Consider the following 19,559-nt stretch of genomic DNA (forward strand, 5'->3'; position numbering starts at 1 on the left):
TCGTGCTCCTTGATCGGGTGTGCCTCGGTGACGGACGAGAAGTGAACGGCGCTGAAGGTCAGCGGCCGGAACACTCGTAGTCGACCGTCGCCGGGCTCTGCCCGAACATGTAGGACTGGACGGCGTGCGGGTCCACCGCGGCGTCCACGATCCGCACCGGCTCCTCGGTCACCACGCCGTCGACGATCCGGAAGGAGCGGATCTCCTCGCTGTCCGGCTCCCGGGTGGAGACCAGCAGGTAGTGGGCCCCGGGCTCGCCGGCGAAGGAGATGTCCGTCCGGGACGGGTACGCCTCCGTCGCGGTGTGCGAGTGGTAGATGACGACCGGTTCCTCGTCGCGGTCGTCCATCTCCCGCCACACCCGCAACTGCTCCATCGAGTCGAACTCGTAGAACGTCATCGAGCGCGCGGCGTTGTCCATCGGGATGTGCCGGGCGGGGGTGTCGCCGCCGGCGGGACCGGCGACCACGCCGCACGCCTCGTCCGGGTGGTCCCGGCGCGCGTGCGCCACGATCGCCTCGACGATCGACCGGTCGATGCTCAGCACGCCGCCCAGCCTAGCGCCCACCGGCCGCCGACTGCGAGGCGGTGACCGTCACACTCAATCGATCAGGGCGTTGAGCAGGGACTCCTGGAGATATCCCAGGTAGGCGTAGACCGACAGTTGGAACACCCGCGAGGAGGTCGGGTCCTCGGCGACCGCGTCGTCGAGCTCCTCGCCCAGGTCGGTGCCGTCCTTGATCTCCAGCCGGACGCCCATCGCCAGCCGGGCGTCGTTGAGCGCCCGCAGCCACGCCTCGGCCGCCTCGGCGTCCAGCCGCACCTCGCCGCCCGCCTCGTCCGGCAGCGCGGCCAGGATCGCGCCGGCCTGGTCGATCTTGGCGGTCTTGAGGTCGCCCTCGGTGTACCGGCGGAACTCCGCCGTGTTCGCCGGGTCGTCCGGGTACGCGTCGGGGAAGAGCCGCCCGACCACCGGGTCGGAGTGGTCGAACCCGTCGGTGAGCAGCCCGACCACCTCGGAGGCGACCTTGCGCAGCACCCGCACCTCGTCGACGGCGAAGCTGGCGACGTAGCGGCCGCCCTGGCGGCGGAACATGCTCACGAGCGGTCCACCGTCGCCCACAGCCCGTACGCGTGCAGCTGCGACGCGTCGTGCTCCATCCGCTCCCGGGCGCCGCTGGACACCACGGCCCGACCCTTGTGGTGCACGTCCAGCATCAACTTCTCGGCCTTCTCCCGGCTGTACCCGAACAGCTTCTGGAAGACCCAGGTCACGTACGTCATGAGGTTGACCGGGTCGTCCCAGACGATCGTCACCCAAGGCCGGTCCGAGACCGGCACCTCGTCGGTGTCCGGCGTCTCGACCGGTGCAACCTGTGGAGCCGCCATGCCCCCCATCGTGCCACCGGATTCGGCGAACCGATGAACCGGAACGCCGGGGCGGCCCGGATCACCCTCCCGGGCGGCGCGGACCGGGCGGGGCGGCGACCCGACGAGGCCGCGCTCAGGCGAGCAGGATGCCGTGGTCGAGGGCATCGGAGAGCACCGCGCCGAGGGAGAGACGGACCGCCTCGAAGCGCCGGGACACCTCGCGGGACAGCTCCAGCTCCACCTCGCGCAGGGCGCGCTGGGCCCAGGATCGGGCGGCCATCGGGTCGTTGTTGCCCGGGGTGCGCCAGTGCTGCCAGCACCCGCCGGAGAGCGCCACCGCGACCGGCGGCAGCACCTCGGAGCGGTCCGCACCCGGATGGCCGGCCAGCGCGTCGATCGCGCCCGTGCCGACCAGGTCGCCCACCCCGGCGGTGCTGGTGACCAGGAACACCCGCTCCAGGTCCCGGCCCTGCGGGTGGTCGGCCAGGCCCCACCGCACGGCCGCGGCGATCCGCTGCCGGACCCCCTCGGCCAGCGGCGCGCCGAGGACCCGCGCGGCGGCGTCGTCGATGACCCCGCGCACGGCCTGGTCGCACTGGGCGGTGGCGAGCAGGGACAGCGCCTCCATCTCCCGGTCGAGCAGTTGCGGCAGGCCCGCGCAGCCCACCCCGAAGACGATCTCCTGGACCGCGCGCAGGTGGATGTTGGCCAGTTCCAGCGCGAGGTGCTGGCGGATGCTGCGGGCGCAGGTGCGGGTCTGCCGCTCCAGCCGCTCCGACCAGTCCCCCGCGTCGGCCTCGGGCACGACGGCCACCCGGCCGTGGGCGCCGGGGAGCTCGGGCGGTTGGAGGCTGGCCCGGCGCAGCCCCTCGTCGGCGGCCCAGCCGACCAGGGCCCGACGCAGGCCGGGATGCTCGGCCCGGTGCACCGGAAACCAGCGGGCGGCGGCGAGGGCGGGCACGGCGGCGAGCAGGGCCGCCCGGTGCGCCTCGACGCTGACCTCCGCCGGGTCCAGCAGGGCCGGCGCCTCGGACGACGCGTCGCGGGGCGACGGGACGGGCGCCTCCGTGTCGTCCGTCCCGCCCGCCGCCTCGGCCGGGGCCCAGCCGCCCGCGCCGGGGGTGACCACGAAGAAGACCTCGACCGGGGCCCGGGCCACCTCGGCCAGCAGGTGCAGCTCCGCGCCGGTGAAGGCCTGGTCGGCGCCGATGACGTAGAGCAGCGCGCCGCCGCGGCCCACCGCGTCGAGGAGCACCCGGCCGCCGGCTACCCCGAGGGTGTCGGTGTCCGGCGTGTCGAGCACCGCGAAGTGGCGCAGCAGCGGCTCGGGCAGGCTCAGCTCGACCCGGCGCGGCGGGCGGGCCAGCGCCGGGCCGGCGGCCGCCTGGTCGGCACCGTAGGAGTGGGGCTGCCGGTAGCCCGGCACGTACGCCGCGCGGGTGGCGACCCGGGCGTGCCGGACCAGCAGGCAACTGCCCGCCGGCACGTCGAGCATGCCGGAGGCGACGCCGAGCAGGGCGGCGAGCACCTCGCGGCGGGCCGCGGCGGCCGGACCGGCGGCGACCACCGCGAGCGGCTCGTCGGCGCCGGGCTCGGTGACCCCCAGGCGGCCGGGGAGCGGACCGCAGCGGGGCAGCTCGGCCGGCCCGCCGGAACCGCCGGGCACGTCGACCCCGGGGAGTGGACCGGGCTTCATCGGCGGCTCCCGTGGCTGGCGGGCGGGCGGCCGTGAGCAGCCCGCGTGGACATCCGGGTGCGGTGGCATCCGGATGCCGGAAGGGTACGTTCCGACACCCCCCAGCACCGAAAACCGCGGATACTCACCGGTAACCACGAGATTACTCAACTTCGCAGCGTGACGGTGTGCGCGCGGACGGATTTCCGTCGATATGCTGCACCGATGAGTCGGTGGAGCTTCGTCGGCCGAACGGATGAACTTGACCGTCTTCAGTCGGCCGTGGAGGGCGACGAGGGGCGCGGGCTCTTCCTCAGCGGTCGCGCCGGCATCGGCAAGAGCCGACTGCTGCGCGAGGGGGTGAGCGCGCTGCCCGCCGACCGCTACGCGATCTGGTACGTGGCGGCCAGCACCGCCACCGCCGCCCTGCCGTTCGGCGGGCTGGCCCAGGTGCTTCCCGCCGAGCAGCCGCAGGGCCTCTCCCCCGCCGGCGTGCTGCGCTGGGGCGTCGAGGTGTTGCAGGAGCAGGCCGCCGGGCGGCGGATCGTGCTCGCCATCGACGACGCCCACCTGCTCGACCCGCCGTCGGCCGCGCTGGTCCACCTGCTCGCCCGCCAGGAGAACACCACCATCCTGGGGACGCTGCGCAACGGCGAGCAGGTCCCGCTGCCGATCCGGGCACTGTGGACCGACGACCTGGTCGAGCACCTTGAGCTGGCCCCGCTCGGCCCGGCCGAGACCGCCAACCTGCTCGCGGCCATCCTGGACGGTCCGGTCGACGCCGGCTCGGCCGACCGGCTGTTCCGGCTCTCCGCCGGCAACCCGCTGCACCTGCGCGAGCTGGTGCTGGCCGCCGCCGGCGGCGGCGAGCTGGACCGCCGGTACGGCGTCTGGCGGTGGACCGGCCGGCTGGAGCTGGCCCCCAGCCTCACCGACCTGATCGACACCCGGATCGGGCGACTCGATCCGGGCGTCCGGTCCGTGGTGGAGCTGGTCGCCTTCGGCGAACCCCTCGGCCTGCACCTGCTCTACCAGGCCGCCGACCAGGCCGACGTGGAGTTGGCCGAGGAGCGCGGTCTGATCACCATGGTCGAGGACGACCGGCGGCTCGACGTCCGGCTGGCCCACCCGCTCTACGGCGAGATGATGCGCCGCCGCTGCCCGGTCACCCGTACCCGGCGGTTGCAGGCCCGCCTGGCGGAGCTGCTGGAGCTGGTCGGCGCGCGGCGCCGGGGCGACCTGCTCCGGGTCGCGGTGTGGCGGCTGGACTCCGGCACCGCCCAGGACGCCACGCTGCTGCTCGGCGCGGCCGCCCAGGCGTTCGCCCGCTACGACGTACCCCTGGCGACCCGGCTGGCCCGCGCGGCGCTCGACGCCGGCGGCGGCTTCGACGCCGCGGAGCTGCTCGCCACCATCCTGATGTTCGCCGACCGGCCCGACGAGGCGATCCGGGTGCTCGACGCGGTGGCCGGCGAGATCGACTGCGACCGGCGGCGCAGCCGGTGGCTGACCGTGCGCGGCATGGTCAGCTACTGGGGGCTCAGCCGGGAGTCCACCGTGGAGGACATCGCCCAGGCGGGCGCGACCCTGACCGACCCGGGCGACCAGGCGCGGGTCCGCGCCTTCGAGGCGATCATGCGACTGCACGGGCTGGACAGCACAGCGGCGCTCCGGCTCGCCCGGTCGGTGCTGGACCGCCCGGCGGCCAGCGTGGCGGCGCGCGAGCTGGCCCGCTGCACCATCGCCCACCTGGACGCGGCGCGGGGGCAGTTCCGCAGCAGCGCGACCGCGATCGCCCGGGTGGCGGCGGAGGCGCCGCACTGGCGCAGCGACATGCCCTACCTCCAGCTCGCGATGGAGCTGGCCCGGGGCACCCGGCTGGCCCTCGCCGGCGACCTGGCCGGCATCGACGCGATCGTCGCCGACGAGTTCGCCGACCTGGCCGGGGCCGGCGACTTCCGGCTCGGCACCGGTTACCTGGCGATCCTCCAGGCGTACGCGGCCCGGCTGCGCGGCCGCAGCGGCGAGGCGCTCAAGGTCAGCCTCGGCGCGTGCGCGGTGCTGGCCACCAGCCGGGTCTACGCCGGACTGGCGCAGGCCGAACGGGCCCAGGCGGCGGCGCTGCGCGGCGAGGCCGAGCACGCCGCGGAGGCGATGGCCGAGGCCGACCGGACGCACGCGCCGGGCATGGTGGTGCTCTATCCCTGGCTGGAGCAGGCCCGCGGGGCGGTGCTGGCGGCCGGTGGCGACCTGCCGGGGGCCACCAAGCACCTGGGCGACCTGGCCGACCGGCTCCGCGCCGACGGCTTCGCCGGGCACGAGGTGCTGGTGCTGCACGACCTGGTCCGGCTCGGGCAGGCGGCGGCCCCGGTCGGACCGACCTGCACCGACGGCAGCCGGCGTACCGTGGCGCAACGGCTGGGCGAGCTCTCCGAGCAGGTCGACGGGGTGCTGCCGCCGCTGCTGGCCCGGTACGCCCGGGCCACCGTCGCCGGTGACGACGTCGAGCTGCTGGCGGTGGCCGACGGCTTCGCCGCGCTCGACCTGCCGGTCTGGGCCGCCGAGGCGACCGCCACCGCGCTGCGCGAGCTGCGCCGGGAGCGCGCCGCCTCGGCCGGCGCCGCCCACCAGCGGCTCGCGGGCCTGCTCGGCGGCTGCGACCAGATCCGCACGCCGGCGCTGGAGGCGCTACAACCGTCACTGTCCGATCGGGAACGGCAGATCGCCGGGCTGGCCGCCGCCGGGGTGACCAGCCGGGCCATCGCCGAGCGACTGTTCCTTTCCACCCGCACGGTGGAGAACCACCTCCAGCGGGTCTACAGCAAGCTGGGCATCACCGGGCGGGCAGAGCTGCCGGCGGCGCTGCGGTCGATCACAGGCCACGACGGCACGGAGCCGGCGTGAACTCTAGGCTGGGGCGGTGAGTTCCCTTCGCCCCGCGCTGCTGACCGACCACTACGAGCTGACCATGGTCAGCGCCGCCCTCCGGGACGGCACCGCCAAACGCCGCTGCGCCTTCGAGGTGTTCAGCCGGCGGCTGCCCGCCGGGCGGCGCTACGGGGTGGTCGCCGGGACGGGCCGGCTGGTCGACCTGATCCGCGACTTCCGCTTCGACGCCGACGAGGTGGACTTCCTGCGCCGTACCGGGGTGGTGGACGACCGGGCCGCCGAGTGGCTGACCGGCTACCGCTTCACCGGCGACGTCGACGGGTACGCCGAGGGCGAGCTCTTCTTCCCGGGCTCACCGATCCTCACCGTCTCCGGCGGCTTCGCCGAGTGCGTGGTGCTGGAGACGCTGGTGCTGTCGGTGCTCAACCACGACAGCGCGGTGGCCGCCGCCGCCGCCCGGATGGTCACCGCCGCCCGTGGCCGGACCCTGATCGAGATGGGCTCCCGGCGGGCCCACGAGGAGGCGGCGGTGGCCGCGGCGCGGGCGGCGTACCTGGCCGGATTCCACTTCACCTCCAACCTCGCCGCCGGCCGGCGCTACGGCGTTCCCACCGCCGGCACCGCCGCGCACGCGTTCACCCTGCTGCACGACGACGAGAAGACCGCGTTCGCCTCGCAGGTCGCCACGCTGGGCAAGGACACCACGCTGCTGGTCGACACGTACGACATCAGCCAGGGCATCCGCAACGCGATCGAGGTGGCCGGGCCGGAGCTGCGGGCGATCCGGATCGACTCGGGCGACCTGGCGGTGATCGCCCAGCAGTCCCGCGAACTGCTCGACTCGCTCGGCGCCACCGAAACGAAGATCATCGTCTCCGGTGACCTCGACGAGTACGCCATCGCCGCCCTCGCCGCCGAGCCGGTGGACATGTACGGCGCCGGCACCGCCGTCGTCACCGGCTCCGGCGCGCCCACCGTCGGGCTGGTCTACAAGCTGGTCGAGGTGGACGGGCGGCCGGTGGTCAAGCGCTCGGAGCACAAGGCCACCATCGGCGGCCGGAAGGTCGCGGTACGCCGGCACAAGCCCACCGGCACCGCCACCGAGGAGATCATCGTGCCGCAGGGCGTGCCGGACCGGCAGCCCAACGACCGGCTGCTGCAGCGCTCCTTCATCGTCGACGGGGAGCCGGTCGCGCTGCCCTCGCTCGACGAGTCGCGGGAGCACCTGCGGCAGTGCCTGATCTCCATCCCGTGGGAAGGGCTCAAGCTCTCCGGCGGTGACCCGGCGGTGCCGGTCACCGTCGTCCCGGCAAGCTGACGAAGGAGTCACTCCGATGGCCAACGCCTTGATCATCGTGGACGTGCAGAACGACTTCTGCGAGGGCGGGTCTCTCGCCGTCGCCGGTGGCGCGGGGGTCGCGGCCGGCGTCTCCCGGCTGCTCGCCGCCGAGCCGGACCGCTGGGACCACGTGGTCGCCACCAAGGACTACCACGTCGACCCGGGCCCGCACTTCGGCGATCCGCCGGACTACGTCGACTCGTGGCCCCGGCACTGCGTGGTCGGCACCGCCGGTTCGGAGTTCCACCCCGACCTGGAGACCGACCGGGTCGAGATGATCTTCCACAAGGGCGAGCACGCCGCGGCGTACTCCGGCTTCGAGGGGCACGCCGACGACGGCGAGTGCCTCGCCGACTGGCTGCGCCGGCACGACGTGGACCGGGTCGACCTGGTGGGGATCGCCACCGACCACTGCGTCCGGGCCACCGCGCTGGACGCCGCCCGGGAGGGCTTCGCCACCACCGTGCTGCTCGACCTGACCGCCGCCGTCGCGCGGAACACCCTCGACGTGGCGCTGCGGTCGATGGACGGCGCCGGCGTCACCCTGCGGGGCGAGCCTGTGATCAGGGACGCTTGAGCCGGTAATCGCTTGCCGATGTCGTATCTCCGGTCGAGGATGGCCGCCGGAGGTACGGACCATCATGAACTTGACGCCTTACCGGCAAGCGCTCGCCCTGCCCGGGCTCCGGTCGTTGCTGCTGGTGTCCGTGCTGGCCCGCATCCCGCTCACCGCGACCGGGGTGACGCTCACCTTCTTCGTGGTGCTCGACCTCGGCCGCGGCTACGGCGCCGCCGGCCTGGTCGGGGCCGCGATGACCGTCGGGGCGGCGCTCGGCTCGCCGCTGCTCGGCCGCCTGGTCGACCGGCGCGGCCTGCGCCCGGTGGTCGCCCTGACCACCGCCGCCGAGGCGGTGTTCTGGGCGAGCGCGCCGACGCTCTCGCTGCCGGTGCTGCTGCCGGCCGCGTTCCTCGCCGGCCTGCTCGCCCTGCCGATCTTCTCGGTGATCCGGCAGTCCATCGCCGCGCTCGCCCCGGAGAACCGGCGACGCCCCGCGTACGCGCTGGACTCGATGTCCGTCGAGCTGTCGTTCATGGTCGGGCCCGCGCTCGCCGTGGCGCTGGCCACCACCGTCTCGGCGCGCACCACGCTCTGGGCGGTCGGCGCCGGCGTGGTCGGCTCGGGCGTCGCGTTCTGGCTGCTCAACCCGCCCACTCGGAGCGCGGACGAGCCGGCCGGTCCGCAGCCCCGCACGCCCCGCCGGGAATGGCTCACCCCCCGGATGCTCGCCGTGCTCGCGGTCAGCGGCGCGGCGACCCTGGTGCTCGGCGGCACCGACGTCGCGGTGGTCGCCGTGCTGCGGGCCAGCGGCGAGGTCGGCTGGACCGGCGCCGTGCTCACGATGTGGGCGGTCGCCTCGCTGGTCGGTGGCTTCGCGTACGGGGCGGTCCGCCGCTCGTTCTCGCCGCTGGCGCTCACCGCCGCGCTGAGCCTCTGCACCATCCCGGTCGGGCTCGGCGGCGGCCACTGGTGGCTGCTCTGCCTGGCCCTCATCCCGGCCGGCGCGCTCTGCGCCCCGAGCATCGCGGCGACCTCCGACGCGGTCAGCCGGCTCGCCCCGGCGGGCGTACGCGGCGAGGCGATGGGCCTGCACGGCTCCGCCGTCACCGTCGGCATCGCGCTCGGCGCCCCGCTCGCCGGCGCGGTGATCGACGCCTCGCTGCCGCTGTGGGGCTTCGCGGTCACCGGCGCGATCGGGCTGGCGGTGACGCTGGCCGTGCTCCCCGTCGAGCTGCGCCACCGACGCGAGACCGCCGCCCTGTCCAACGCCGCCGCCGTCTCCGACGCTGCCGACCTGGCCCCCGCCACCACCTGACCCCGCCGTCTGTCGGGGGACCAGCTCCGGTCTCGCACCCTGCCCGGCGGCTCGGCGGTCGGGCAGGCCGGCGGCCCGGCGTCGGGCAGGCCCGCAGCCGGGCGATCGGCCAGGCCGGCAGCGCCGCAGTCCGGCGGTCGGGCAGGCCGGCAGCCCCCGCAGCCCGGCCATGGCGGCCCCGCAGCCTGGCAGCTTCGCAGCCCGGCGGTCGGGCGTCGGGGTCGGGGGTGGGGCGTGTCGCGGTGGCCCGGGTCGGCGTGTCGCAACGGTGGGACACATACCCGATGAGCGATATACCTGAGAGGCATATTTATGCCTCTCAGGTATATCGCTCACAAGCGCATCCGCCTCCCGGCGGGCGTGACGGTCCGTGACCCACCCAGATATCGCCGTCGCCGGCGAGCCGGGGTCGAGCGGACGGACTGTCAGCGATGCGGGGGCCGGCGCCACGAAAGCCCGGCTCGGACCCGGGGCGGACGCCTGCGCCCAGGTCGGACCGGCCAACCGAGCGCCGGCCAGGCCGGAAAGCCACGACGACGCCGGTCCGACCCGCCGCCCAGACCGGAACGCCACGACCGACGCCGGTCCGACCCCGGAACTGCAACCGCGCGCCGGCCAGGCCGGAACGCCACGACCGACGCCGGTCCGACCCGGAACCGCAACCGCGCGCCGCCCAGACCGGAGCGCGACGACCGACGCCGGTGCGAGCCGGAACGGCGACGGGCGCCGTACCCCTGGTGGGGTGCGGCGCCCGTCGTCGGTGTCGCGTGCGGCGCGTCAGCGGTCGACGTTGCTCGCGGTGTCCTCGCGGTAGCTGGCGCCACCGTCGGACTCGCTGGTGAGCGGCTTGGAGCCGCCCTCCGGCGGACCGGCCAGGCTGTGGCCGGCGGCCAGCTCCGGGAACTTGTGGTCGAAGGCCGGCCGCTCGGAGCGGATCCGCGGCATCCGGTCGAAGTTGCGCAGGGGCGGCGGGGAGGTGGTCGCCCACTCCAGCGAGTTGCCGTGGCCCCACGGGTCCTCGACCTCGACCACCGGGCCGCTCTTGTACGACTTCCAGCAGTTCCAGATGAACGGCAGGGTCGAGATACCGGTGATGAACGCGCCGATCGTGGAGATCGTGTTCAGCGTGGTGAAGCCGTCGCTGGGCAGGTAGTCGGCGTACCGACGCGGCATGCCCTCGTTGCCCAGCCAGTGCTGCACCAGGAACGTGGTGTGGAAGCCGATCATCGTCAGCCAGAAGTGGATCTTGCCGAGCCGCTCGTCGAGCATCCGGCCGAACATCTTCGGGAACCAGAAGTAAATGCCGGCGAAGACCGCGAACACGATCGTGCCGAAGAGCACGTAGTGGAAGTGCGCCACCACGAAGTACGAGTCGTGCAGGTGGAAGTCGAGCGGCGGGCTGGCCAGCAGCACACCGGTGAGACCACCGAAGAGGAAGGTCACCAGGAAGCCGATCGAGAAGAGCATCGGCGTCTCGAAGGTGATCTGGCCCCGCCACATGGTGCCGATCCAGTTGAAGAACTTCATACCGGTGGGCACGGCGATCAGGTAGCTCAGGAAGCTGAAGAACGGCAGCAGGACCTGGCCGGTGGCGAACATGTGGTGGGCCCAGACGCTCATCGACAGCGCGGCGATGGCGATGGTCGCGGCGACCAGACCCTTGTAGCCGAAGATCGGCTTACGGGAGAAGACCGGGATGACCTCGCTGACGATGCCGAAGAACGGCAGCGCGATGATGTACACCTCGGGGTGGCCGAAGAACCAGAACAGGTGCTGCCAGAGCATCGGCCCGCCGGTGGCCGGGTCGTACACGTGGGCGCCCATCAGCCGGTCGGCGGCGAGCGCGAAGAGCGCGGCGGCCAGCAGCGGGAAGACCAGGATCGCCAGCAGGCTGGTGACCAGCATGTTCCACGTGAAGATCGGCATCCGGAACATGGTCATGCCCGGGGCCCGCAGGGTCAGGATCGTGGTGATCATGTTGACCGCGCCGAGGATCGTGCCCAGACCGGAGATGGCCAGGCCGACGACCCACATGTTGGCGCCGACGCCCGGCGAGTGCTCGACGGTGCTCAGCGGGGTGTAGGCGGTCCAGCCGAAGTCGGCGGCGCCACCCGGGCTGATGAAGCCGGCCGTCGCCATGGTGCCACCGAAGAGGTAGAGCCAGTAGGCGAAGGAGTTGAGCCGGGGGAAGGCGACGTCAGGGGCGCCGATCTGCAGCGGCACGACGTAGTTCGCGAAGGCGAACACGATCGGCGTCGCGAAGAACAGCAGCATGATCGTGCCGTGCATCGTGAACAGCTGGTTGTACTGCTCGGGCGACAGGAACTGCAGGCCCGGCCGCGCCAGCTCGGCACGCATGATCAGGGCCATCAGGCCGCCGATCATGAAGAACACGAACGCGGTGACCATGTACATGATCCCGATCTGCTTCGCGTCCGTGGTGCGCAGCAGCCGCGCGATGGCCGACCCCTTGACCGGCTCTCGGACCGGCCATGGCCGGGTCACGACCGGCTTGGGTGCGACGGTGGTCACGAATGGCCTCCGGTTCTCGGTTGTCCCGCTCGGCACGCGCATGTCATCTGCGAGCCGTCATCCGCAAGGAGGATAGTCCCCGGCAGGTGGGTGTGCCGCTCGGGGTGGTGCGGCAGGATGGACGGCCGTTCTACAGCGGGTCGACGAGCAGCCGGTAGTGCTCGCGGAAGATTCGACCGCCGCGCCCGCGCAGCAGCGGGTCGCGCAGCGCCGGCGGCACGTCGCGGGTCCGGTTGCGGTCCCGGGTCCGGTCCCGCACCCATCGGGTACGCGGGCGGCGGCGACTCTCGTACGCCACCAGCGCCGCCTCGACGCTGCCGGCCGCGGTCAGCGACTCGGCGAGCACCACGGCGTCCTCCAGCGCCATCGCCGCGCCCTGGCTCAGGGTCGGCGCGGTGGCGTGAGCGGCGTCGCCGACGAGCAGCACCCGCCCGCGGTACCAGCGGCCCAGCTCGACCTCGTCGGTGAGCCCCACCTGGACGTCGCGCAGCCCGTCCAGCACCGCGGGCACTGGTCCGCCGTACTCCCCGAAGAGCTCGCGCAGCCGCGCGCCCGGATCGGCCGGGGCGACCGTGCCGGCCTCGTCGGCGTAGCAGTACAGCCGGCCCGCGCCGATCGGCACCACCAGGAAGCCGGCGCGCTGCCCGAGCAGGGCCGTCCAGTCGGTGAGCTCCGGACCGTCGCGCACCACGCCCCGGTAGACCACCTGGCCGGCGGGGCGGGGCGGCCCGCCGAGCGCGGCCAGGGAGCGCACCGCCGACCGGGGCCCGTCGGCGCCGATGACCAGGTCGTACTCGCCGCCGGTGCCGTCGGTGAAGGTGACCCCGACGCCGGCCGGCAGCAGCTCGACGGCGCTGACCTCGGCGCCGTGCCGCACCGCGCCGCCGGCGCCGCTGAGCAGCACCTGGTAGAGGTCGCGCCGGAGCAGCGCCCGGCACTCGCCGACGCCGGACCAGAGCGCATCGAGATCAACCTCACAGAGCGGCTCGCCCGCCGCGTCCAGGAAGCGCTGGCGGTGGATCACCTGGCCGAGCCGGCGGACCGGCCCGTCCAGGTCGAGCCGGCGCAGCGCACGGTCGGCGTTGCCGGGGAGGTAGAGGCCGGTCTCGACCAGCTCGTTCGGGGGCAGCTTCTCGGTGACGTCCGGCCGGAAACCCGCCATCCGCAGCGCCCGGGCGACGGCCAGACCGGCGATGCCCGCGCCGACGACAAGGATGCGCAGGGGGGAGCCACCCATGGTGGTGTACGCCTCCGGAGGGGGATCGGCACGCGTTGGAGGCAAGACACTACTCCCCGCGATTGACACACGGTAGGCCTGATCGGCCCTGGCGGTCCCGCTCCTCGGACCCACGCTCCCATTCGTGTAAGGGATTCATGTCCCCGCCTGGCCGATCCGCCATCCCCCGGTACGCCGACGCCTTCGACTCCCTGGCTGAGCTGCCGCTTCGCCCCGCTTCCGCCGGTGCGACCGCGGAAGCGGTGTGGACGTTCCACCGCATCGCCCTCCGCCGTCCGGGTCGGGTCCGGAAAGCCGGTCCGGTTGCACTCCTGTTGCAGACATGTAAATGTGTCGAATAACTTTGGGAGCGCTCCCGCACCCCGTCCCGTCCGGCGCCCCCACGCCGGCACCCCCGAGGAGCATGATGAAACGTCCACTCCGCGCCATCGCCGCCGCCGGCCTGCTGGCCGCCGGATCGCTGGTCGCCGTCGCGCTCGGCGGCACGGCCTCAGCCGACACCCAGATCTGCGAGCAGTTCGGCTCCACCGTGATCCAGAACCGGTACGTCGTGCAGAACAACCGCTGGGGCACCACCGCCCAGCAGTGCATCAACGTCACCAGCACCGGCTTCGAGATCACCACCCAGAACGGCAGCAACCCCACCAACGGCGCCCCCACCGCGTACCCGTCGGTCTTCTTCGGCTGCCACTACACCAACTGCTCCCCCGGCACCAACCTGCCGATCCAGGTCAGCCAGATCAGCAGCGCCACCAGCAGCATCACCTACAAGTACGTCAGCGGGGCGATCTACAACGCCTCGTACGACATCTGGCTCGACCCCACGCCGAAGAAGGACGGGGTGAACCAGATGGAAATCATGATCTGGCTCAACCGCCAGGGCTCGATCCAACCGATCGGCTCGCCGGTCGGGACGACCACCCTGGTCGGCCGGACCTGGGAGGTCTGGCGGGGCAGCAACGGCTCCAACAACGTCATCTCGTACGTCGCGCCGTCGCCGATCACGAGCATGAACTTCAGCGTCCTCGACTTCATCAACGACGTGAAGAACCGCGGCGCGATCACCAACAGCTGGTACCTGACCAGCATCCAGGCCGGCTTCGAGCCGTGGCAGGGCGGCGCCGGGCTCGGGGTGACCTCCTTCTCGGCCAGCGTCAACGGGGGCGGCTCCACCACCCCGCCGACCACTCCTCCGCCGACGGGCAGTGGGTGCGCGGTGAAGTACACGCCGAACTCGTGGAACAACGGCTTCACCGCTGATGTGACGATCACCAACCGCGGGTCCAACACGATCAACGGATGGAACCTGACCTACAACCTGCCGTCGGGGCAGCAGGTGACCAACGCGTGGAACGCGACCGTCACGCAGAGCGGGTCGGCGGTGAGCGCTCGCAATGTCAGTTTCAACGGGTCGATCGCGCCGGGAGGAACCGCGAACTTCGGGTATCAGGGGACGTTGAGCGGGGCGTACTCGTCGCCGACGAGTTTCTCGCTCAACGGGGTGGCCTGCTCGCGCGTCTGACGACAACAACGAAGGGGCGTGACCAATCAGTCACGCCCCTTCCCACCCGCTGAAGCGTCCACTGGTCAGCCGCCGAGCGCGTCGATGTCGCGCATCTCCTCGGCGGTCAGCGAGAAATCGAAGATATCGGCGTTGGCCCTGATCCGCTCCGGGGTGACCGACTTGGGGATGACCACGATCTCGTGGTCGATGTGCCAGCGCAGCACCACCTGGGCAGGCGACACGTCGTGCGCGGCGGCGATGCGGGTCAGTACCGGATCGGAGAGGTCGCTGGTCTTGAAGGGGCTGTAGCCCTCCAGCACGACGCCCCGGTCGCGGTGCCCGACGTGGCGCTGCCGGTCGTACAGCGACGGGCTCCAGCGGATCTGGTTGACCGCCGGGTTCTCCTCGGTGGCCTGGATCAGCTCGTCCATCTGCGCGGTGCTGTAGTTGCTCACCCCGACCGCCCGGGTCAGGTTCTCGTCCCGGGCCGCCAGCAGCTCCCGCCACACCGGGATGCTGTCGGCCGGCGAGGACGGCGGCCAGTGGATCAGCCAGAGGTCGACGTGATCGGTGTCGAGCGCGCGCAGGCTCGCCTCGATGGTCTCCCGCTCCCGCCCCACCCGGTCCGGCGGCAGCTTGGTGGTGACGAAGATGTCCTCCCGGCGCAGCCCGCTCTCCTTGATCGCCCGGCCGACCTCCTCCTCGTTGCCGTACATCGTGGCGGTGTCGATGTGCCGGTAGCCGGCGTCGAGGGCCGCCAGCACGGCGTCGTAACCAGCCTGGCCGCTGGCCTGCCAGGTGCCGAAACCGAGCAGTGGCATCCGAACGTCGCCGGGGAGCAGCGCGGTGGGCTGGTTGAGGTGCTGGTCCATACCGACCGTTCTACCCGTGATCGCCGGTGACATGCCCCGGAACCCGGCAACCGGCGGAGCCGGGCGGTTTGCCGGAGAATGCCGGTGTGGCGGACCGTCTGGAGGAGTATCGGCGCAAGCGGGACGCGGCGCGTACCCCGGAACCGGTGCCGCCGGAGCGGCCGCGCCGGCGGCGGAAGGCCGGCGAGGCCCGGTTCGTGATCCAGCAGCACCACGCCCGCGCGCTGCACTGGGACCTACGGCTGGAGCACGACGGAGTGCTCGCCTCCTGGGCGGTGCCGCGCGGCCTGCCCCGGGACACCAGCCGCAACCACCTGGCCGTGCACACCGAGGACCACCCGATGGAGTACCTCGACTTCCACGGGGAGATCCCGGCCGGCGAGTACGGCGGCGGGACGATGACCGTGCACGACCGGGGCACCTACCAGTGCGAGAAGTGGCGCGACGACGAGGTGATCGTGGTGCTGCACGGCGCCCGCACCAGCGGCCGGTACGTCCTCTTCGCCACCGGCGGCCGCGACGGGCGGGACTGGATGGTCCGCCGTACCGACCCGCCCCCGCCCGGCTGGACGAGCATGCCGGAGCTGGTCCGCCCGATGCACCCCACCCCGTCGGGCCGGTTGCCCGGCGACAGCGCGGAGTGGGGTTACGAGCTGCGCTGGGACGGGGTGCGGGCGATGGCGTACGTCTCCGGCGGCCGGCTGCGGCTGCTGTCGGAGACCGACGAGGACGTCACCGGGACGTACCCCTGGTTGCGGGACATGGCCGAGGCGCTGGCCCCGACGGAGGCCGTGCTGGACGGCGTCCTGGTCCGGATCGATTCCGCCGGCCGGGTCCGTCCGGCGCGGACGGGTCGGGCCGGCCCCGATGCGCAGTTCCTGCTCTTCGATCTGCTCTGGCTGGAGGGCGTGGCCAGCCTCGATGTGCCGTACGCGCAGCGCCGGGAGCTGCTCGACGGTCTGGCGCTGGCCGGGCCGCACTGGCAGACTCCGCCGTGGTTCCCCGGCACCGGCGCCGAGGCGCTGGACACGGCCCGCGGGCAGGGGCTGCCCGGGGTGGTGGCCAAACGGCTGGACTCGGTCTACGAGCCGGGCCGACGCAGCCGCCGCTGGCTGAGCATCGAGGCAGGCTGACGGCGAGGAGCATCGTGTACCTGACCCACCTGGAGTGCCCGCGCTGCGGACGGGAGCACGACGCCGACCGACCGGCCAACCTGTGTGGGTGCGGTTCGCCGCTGCTGGCCCGCTACGACCTCGCGGCGGTGGCCGAGGCGGTGACACCGGAGCGGTTCGGCCTGCGTCCGGCCGACCTGTGGCGCTATCGCGAGGTGCTGCCGGTGGCCGACGAGCGGCACGTCACCACGTTGGGCGAGGGCTGGACGCCGCTGTTGCGCGCGCCGGCGTACGGGGCGGAGATCGGCATTCCGGACCTGATCGTCAAGGACGAGGGGCTGATGCCGACCGGGTCGTTCAAGGCGCGCGGCGCGGCGGTGGGGGTGAGCCGGGCCCGGGAGCTGGGCGTCGAGCGGATCGCCATGCCGACCAACGGCAACGCGGGGGCGGCCTGGGCCACGTACGCGGCCCGGGCCGGCATGGGCGCGACCATCGCCATGCCGCTCGACGCGCCGACCATCTGCCGGCGGGAGTGCCTGGCCGCCGGCGCGGACCTGCGCCTGGTGGACGGGCTGATCAGCGACGCCGGCCGGTGGGTGGCGAAGCTGGTCGCCGACTCGGGCGGGACGGTCTTCGACGCGGGCACGCTGCGCGAGCCGTACCGGCTGGAGGGCAAGAAGACCATGGGGTACGAGATCGTCGAGCAGCTCGGCTGGCAGGTGCCCGACGTGATCATCTATCCGACCGGCGGCGGGGTCGGGTTGATCGGCATCCACAAGGCCATGCACGAGCTGCGCGAGCTGGGCTGGGTGGAGGACAAGCTGCCCCGGCTGGTCGCGGTGCAGTCCACCGGGTGCGCCCCGGTGGTGCGGGCGTTCGCCGCCGGGCAGGACCGGGCGGAGCCCTGGGCGGACGCGCACACCGTCGCCTTCGGCATCACCGTCCCCGCCCCGCTGGGCGACGAGCTGATCCTGGCCGCACTGCGGGAGAGCAGCGGCACCGCGCTCGCCGTCGACGACGCGGAGATCCTGGCCGACCTGCGGGACTTCGCCCGTCGGGAGGGGCTGCTGCTCTGCCCGGAGGGGGCGGCCTGCCTGACCGCCGCCCGGCACCTGCGCGCCGGCGGCTGGATCCGGGCCGGCGAGCGGGTGGTGGTGCTGAACACCGGGGCGGGGTTGAAGTATCCGGAAACGGTGGACGTCTCCGGCGTACCCGTGGTGGCGGCCTGATCCGGTCGGGGCGGCCGAGCCGCGGGACGCGGCCGGCGCCGGACGTGGACCGGCGCCCGCCGCTGACAATGCCTGGCGATTGCAGGAGTGTTGCAGGATCTCGTCGCGGCGCTCAGCCGGAGCTCAGATCAGCGAACCGCCAGGCCGCGTTGATCAGCCCGATGTGCGACAGCGCCTGCGGCGTGTTGCCGAGCTGCGCGCCGGTCCGCAGGTCGACCTGCTCGGCGAAGAGCCCGAGGTCGTTGGCGTGCCCGAGCACCTGCTCGAACAGCCGCCGGGCCCGGCCCTCCTCGCCCGCCAAGAGCAGGCACTCGACCAGCCAGAACGAGCAGAGCACGAAGCCGGCCGGGTCGGTGCCCCACCGTCGTACCAGGCCGTCGTCGCCGCCCAGCTCGCGCTCGATCGCCTCGATGGTGGCGCGCATCCGGGGGTGGGTGGCGGGCAGGAAGTGCGACATCGGCAGCAGCAGCGCCGAGGCGTCCAGCTCCGCCGACCCGAAGGCCCCGGTGAACGCCCCGACCCGGTCGTTCCAGCCGTCGCGCAGCACGGTGTCCCGGATCTCGTCGCGGATCGCGGCCCACCGCCGCGGATCGGCCCGCTCACCCAGTCGTGGCGCCACCTGGACCGCCCGGTGCAGGGCGCTCCAGCAGAGCACCTTGGACGACAGGTGGTGCCGCTCGGCGTCCCGGGTCTCCCACATCCCGTGATCCGGCAACCGCCAGGTCGCGGCGACCTGCTCGGCCAGCCCGACGACCATCTCGCGCAACTCCTCGTCGAAGGTCTCGCCGAGATGCTCGTGCAGCCGCCAGACCGCCGAGATCACCTCACCGGGCACGTCCAGCTGTCGCTGTCGCCAGGCGTCGTTGCCCACCCGTACCGGAAGGCTGCCCGCGTAGCCGCGCAGGTGCACCAGCTCGTGCTCGGAGATGTCCCGTTCCCCCTCCAGGCCGAAGAGCACCGGGACCGGCTCCTCGCCGATCCGGCCGATCGCGCGGGCCGCCCAGACGAAGAGCCGGTTCGTCTCGGTCGGGCAGGCGGCCACCCAGAACGCGCGCATCGTCATCGCGAAGTCGCGCAGCCAGGAGTAGCGGTAGTCGTAGTTACGGTCGCCGCCGCACCGCTCCGGCAGCGACGTGGTCAGCGCGGCGGCGACCGCGCCGCTGCGGGCGTACGTCAGACCGGTGAGCACGGTCGCGCTCCGGCGCACCTGCTCGGCGTACGGGCCGTCGTAGTGGTGCAGCCCCCGGTACGCCTGCCACGCCCGCACCGTCTCGGCGAGCGCGGCCAACGGGTCCACCCGGGCCGGCGGGTCACCGTGCACCGGCGCGTACGCCAGCTCGAAGCCGACGCACTGCCCGGCGGTGACCTCGAACTCCTGGCGGACCCGGTCCCGCCCGGCGCGCAGCGCCGGCCCGTTGCCGCGCAGGGTCAGCGACACCGGGCCGGCGACGGCCACCACCGCGCCGTCGGGCTGCTCGTGCAGGTACGGGGTGAGCAGGCCGTACTCGGGGCGGGGCGCGAAGTCCAGCCCCATCCGGACCCGCCCGCCGAGCCCCTCGACCACCCGCAGCAGCACCGCCGGGGAGTTCATGCCCAGTTGGTGACCGCGGGCGCCCGCCTCCGCGGCGAGCGCGTCGGTGACCGCGACGCTCCCCTCGGAGGTGTGGTGGACCGTCCGCAGCACCAGCGTGTCCGGCTGGTACGCGCGCTCCACCCGGGACGGCCCGAGCGGCGCCAGCCGCCAGTACCCGGCGTCGGGGTCGAGCAGCCGACCGAAGACCGACGCCGCGTCGAACCGGTCGGGGCACCACCAGTCGACCGAGCCGTCCCGGCCGACCAGCGCACCGGAGCGACAGTCGGAGAGGAACCCGTAGTCGGAGATCGGCGGCTGGTCCACCCGGCCCGGGTACCCGGACCGACCGGGT

At 73.4% G+C, this 19,559-nt stretch carries 14 protein-coding genes and 1 pseudogene; 7 read left to right on the top strand and 8 right to left on the bottom strand.

The genetic code is table 11. The annotated features are described in order from the left end of the window. Positions 1 to 58 precede the first annotated feature (58 nt). The 4 genes from GA0074696_RS27020 to GA0074696_RS27035 form a co-directional block, all read right to left on the bottom strand. Positions 59 to 547: a Mov34/MPN/PAD-1 family protein gene (locus GA0074696_RS27020; protein WP_088963683.1), complete on the bottom strand. Its 489-nt coding sequence runs from the start codon at positions 545 to 547 to the stop codon at positions 59 to 61. 54 nt (positions 548 to 601) lie between these two features. Continuing rightward, a complete protein-coding gene (locus GA0074696_RS27025; protein WP_172894756.1) occupies positions 602 to 1,096 on the bottom strand; it encodes a DUF2017 domain-containing protein in 495 nt (164 codons plus the stop codon). A 2-nt stretch (positions 1,097 to 1,098) separates the two neighbouring features. Next, complete coding sequence (gene clpS / locus GA0074696_RS27030; RefSeq protein ID WP_088963684.1) at positions 1,099 to 1,389, bottom strand: ATP-dependent Clp protease adapter ClpS; 291 nt, start codon at positions 1,387 to 1,389, stop codon at positions 1,099 to 1,101. 115 nt (positions 1,390 to 1,504) lie between these two features. Then, a complete protein-coding gene (locus tag GA0074696_RS27035; protein ID WP_088963685.1) occupies positions 1,505 to 3,067 on the bottom strand; it encodes a hypothetical protein in 1,563 nt (520 codons plus the stop codon). Between the two features lie 204 nt (positions 3,068 to 3,271). On the opposite strand from GA0074696_RS27035, the gene GA0074696_RS27040 reads away from it, so the two are divergent. The 4 genes and pseudogenes from GA0074696_RS27040 to GA0074696_RS27055 all read left to right on the top strand — a co-directional run. Further along, the gene (locus GA0074696_RS27040) at positions 3,272 to 5,950 is read left to right on the top strand and encodes a LuxR C-terminal-related transcriptional regulator (RefSeq protein WP_088963686.1); all 2,679 of its coding nucleotides are present in this window, start codon (positions 3,272 to 3,274) and stop codon (positions 5,948 to 5,950) included. A gap of 16 nt (positions 5,951 to 5,966) precedes the next feature. After that, positions 5,967 to 7,253, top strand: a complete 1,287-nt coding sequence (locus tag GA0074696_RS27045) for a nicotinate phosphoribosyltransferase (protein WP_088963687.1) — start codon at positions 5,967 to 5,969, stop codon at positions 7,251 to 7,253. Positions 7,254 to 7,269: 16 nt separating this feature from the next. Further along, positions 7,270 to 7,851 carry an isochorismatase family protein gene (locus GA0074696_RS27050; protein WP_088963688.1) on the top strand — a complete coding sequence of 194 codons (582 nt, stop codon included), beginning with the start codon at positions 7,270 to 7,272 and terminating at the stop codon, positions 7,849 to 7,851. Positions 7,852 to 7,915: 64 nt separating this feature from the next. Next, positions 7,916 to 9,119, top strand: a pseudogene (locus GA0074696_RS27055) (MFS transporter); the annotation flags it as partial. 806 nt (positions 9,120 to 9,925) lie between these two features. On the opposite strand, the gene ctaD reads toward GA0074696_RS27055, so the two are convergent. Together ctaD and GA0074696_RS27065 are read right to left on the bottom strand one after the other, a co-directional pair. After that, positions 9,926 to 11,680 carry an aa3-type cytochrome oxidase subunit I gene (gene ctaD / locus GA0074696_RS27060; protein WP_088963690.1) on the bottom strand — a complete coding sequence of 585 codons (1,755 nt, stop codon included), beginning with the start codon at positions 11,678 to 11,680 and terminating at the stop codon, positions 9,926 to 9,928. Between the two features lie 130 nt (positions 11,681 to 11,810). Next, the gene (locus GA0074696_RS27065) at positions 11,811 to 12,917 is read right to left on the bottom strand and encodes an FAD-dependent monooxygenase (RefSeq protein ID WP_088963691.1); all 1,107 of its coding nucleotides are present in this window, start codon (positions 12,915 to 12,917) and stop codon (positions 11,811 to 11,813) included. Between the two features lie 406 nt (positions 12,918 to 13,323). On the opposite strand from GA0074696_RS27065, the gene GA0074696_RS27070 reads away from it, so the two are divergent. Continuing rightward, positions 13,324 to 14,439, top strand: coding sequence for a GH12 family glycosyl hydrolase domain-containing protein (locus GA0074696_RS27070; RefSeq protein WP_088963692.1), 1,116 nt, complete (start codon positions 13,324 to 13,326; stop codon positions 14,437 to 14,439). Between the two features lie 65 nt (positions 14,440 to 14,504). Here the strand turns inward: GA0074696_RS27070 and GA0074696_RS27075 are convergent, their stop codons facing one another. Continuing rightward, positions 14,505 to 15,293 carry an aldo/keto reductase gene (locus GA0074696_RS27075; RefSeq protein WP_088963693.1) on the bottom strand — a complete coding sequence of 263 codons (789 nt, stop codon included), beginning with the start codon at positions 15,291 to 15,293 and terminating at the stop codon, positions 14,505 to 14,507. Between the two features lie 86 nt (positions 15,294 to 15,379). Between GA0074696_RS27075 and GA0074696_RS27080 the strand changes: the two genes are divergently transcribed. Further along, entirely contained in the window at positions 15,380 to 16,426 is a 1,047-nt protein-coding gene (locus tag GA0074696_RS27080) for a DNA polymerase ligase N-terminal domain-containing protein (protein ID WP_088963694.1), read from the top strand. 14 nt (positions 16,427 to 16,440) lie between these two features. Next, positions 16,441 to 17,634, top strand: a complete 1,194-nt coding sequence (locus GA0074696_RS27085) for a threonine synthase (protein ID WP_088963695.1) — start codon at positions 16,441 to 16,443, stop codon at positions 17,632 to 17,634. A gap of 112 nt (positions 17,635 to 17,746) precedes the next feature. Here the strand turns inward: GA0074696_RS27085 and GA0074696_RS27090 are convergent, their stop codons facing one another. Beyond that, positions 17,747 to 19,531: a glycoside hydrolase family 15 protein gene (locus GA0074696_RS27090; protein WP_088963696.1), complete on the bottom strand. Its 1,785-nt coding sequence runs from the start codon at positions 19,529 to 19,531 to the stop codon at positions 17,747 to 17,749. Positions 19,532 to 19,559 lie beyond the last annotated feature (28 nt).

It is taken from the genome of Micromonospora purpureochromogenes, assembly GCF_900091515.1.
Classification (GTDB): Bacteria; Actinomycetota; Actinomycetes; order Mycobacteriales; family Micromonosporaceae; genus Micromonospora; species Micromonospora purpureochromogenes.

Coding starts and splice junctions, on each gene's coding strand:
- clpS (WP_088963684.1), bottom strand. CDS start 1,389: ATGGCGGCTCCACAGGTTGCACCGGTCGAGACGCCGGACACCGACGAG.
- GA0074696_RS27035 (WP_088963685.1), bottom strand. CDS start 3,067: ATGAAGCCCGGTCCACTCCCCGGGGTCGACGTGCCCGGCGGTTCCGGC.
- GA0074696_RS27065 (WP_088963691.1), bottom strand. CDS start 12,917: ATGGGTGGCTCCCCCCTGCGCATCCTTGTCGTCGGCGCGGGCATCGCC.
- GA0074696_RS27070 (WP_088963692.1), top strand. CDS start 13,324: ATGAAACGTCCACTCCGCGCCATCGCCGCCGCCGGCCTGCTGGCCGCC.
- GA0074696_RS27025 (WP_172894756.1), bottom strand. CDS start 1,096: ATGTTCCGCCGCCAGGGCGGCCGCTACGTCGCCAGCTTCGCCGTCGAC.
- GA0074696_RS27040 (WP_088963686.1), top strand. CDS start 3,272: ATGAGTCGGTGGAGCTTCGTCGGCCGAACGGATGAACTTGACCGTCTT.
- GA0074696_RS27075 (WP_088963693.1), bottom strand. CDS start 15,293: ATGGACCAGCACCTCAACCAGCCCACCGCGCTGCTCCCCGGCGACGTT.
- GA0074696_RS27050 (WP_088963688.1), top strand. CDS start 7,270: ATGGCCAACGCCTTGATCATCGTGGACGTGCAGAACGACTTCTGCGAG.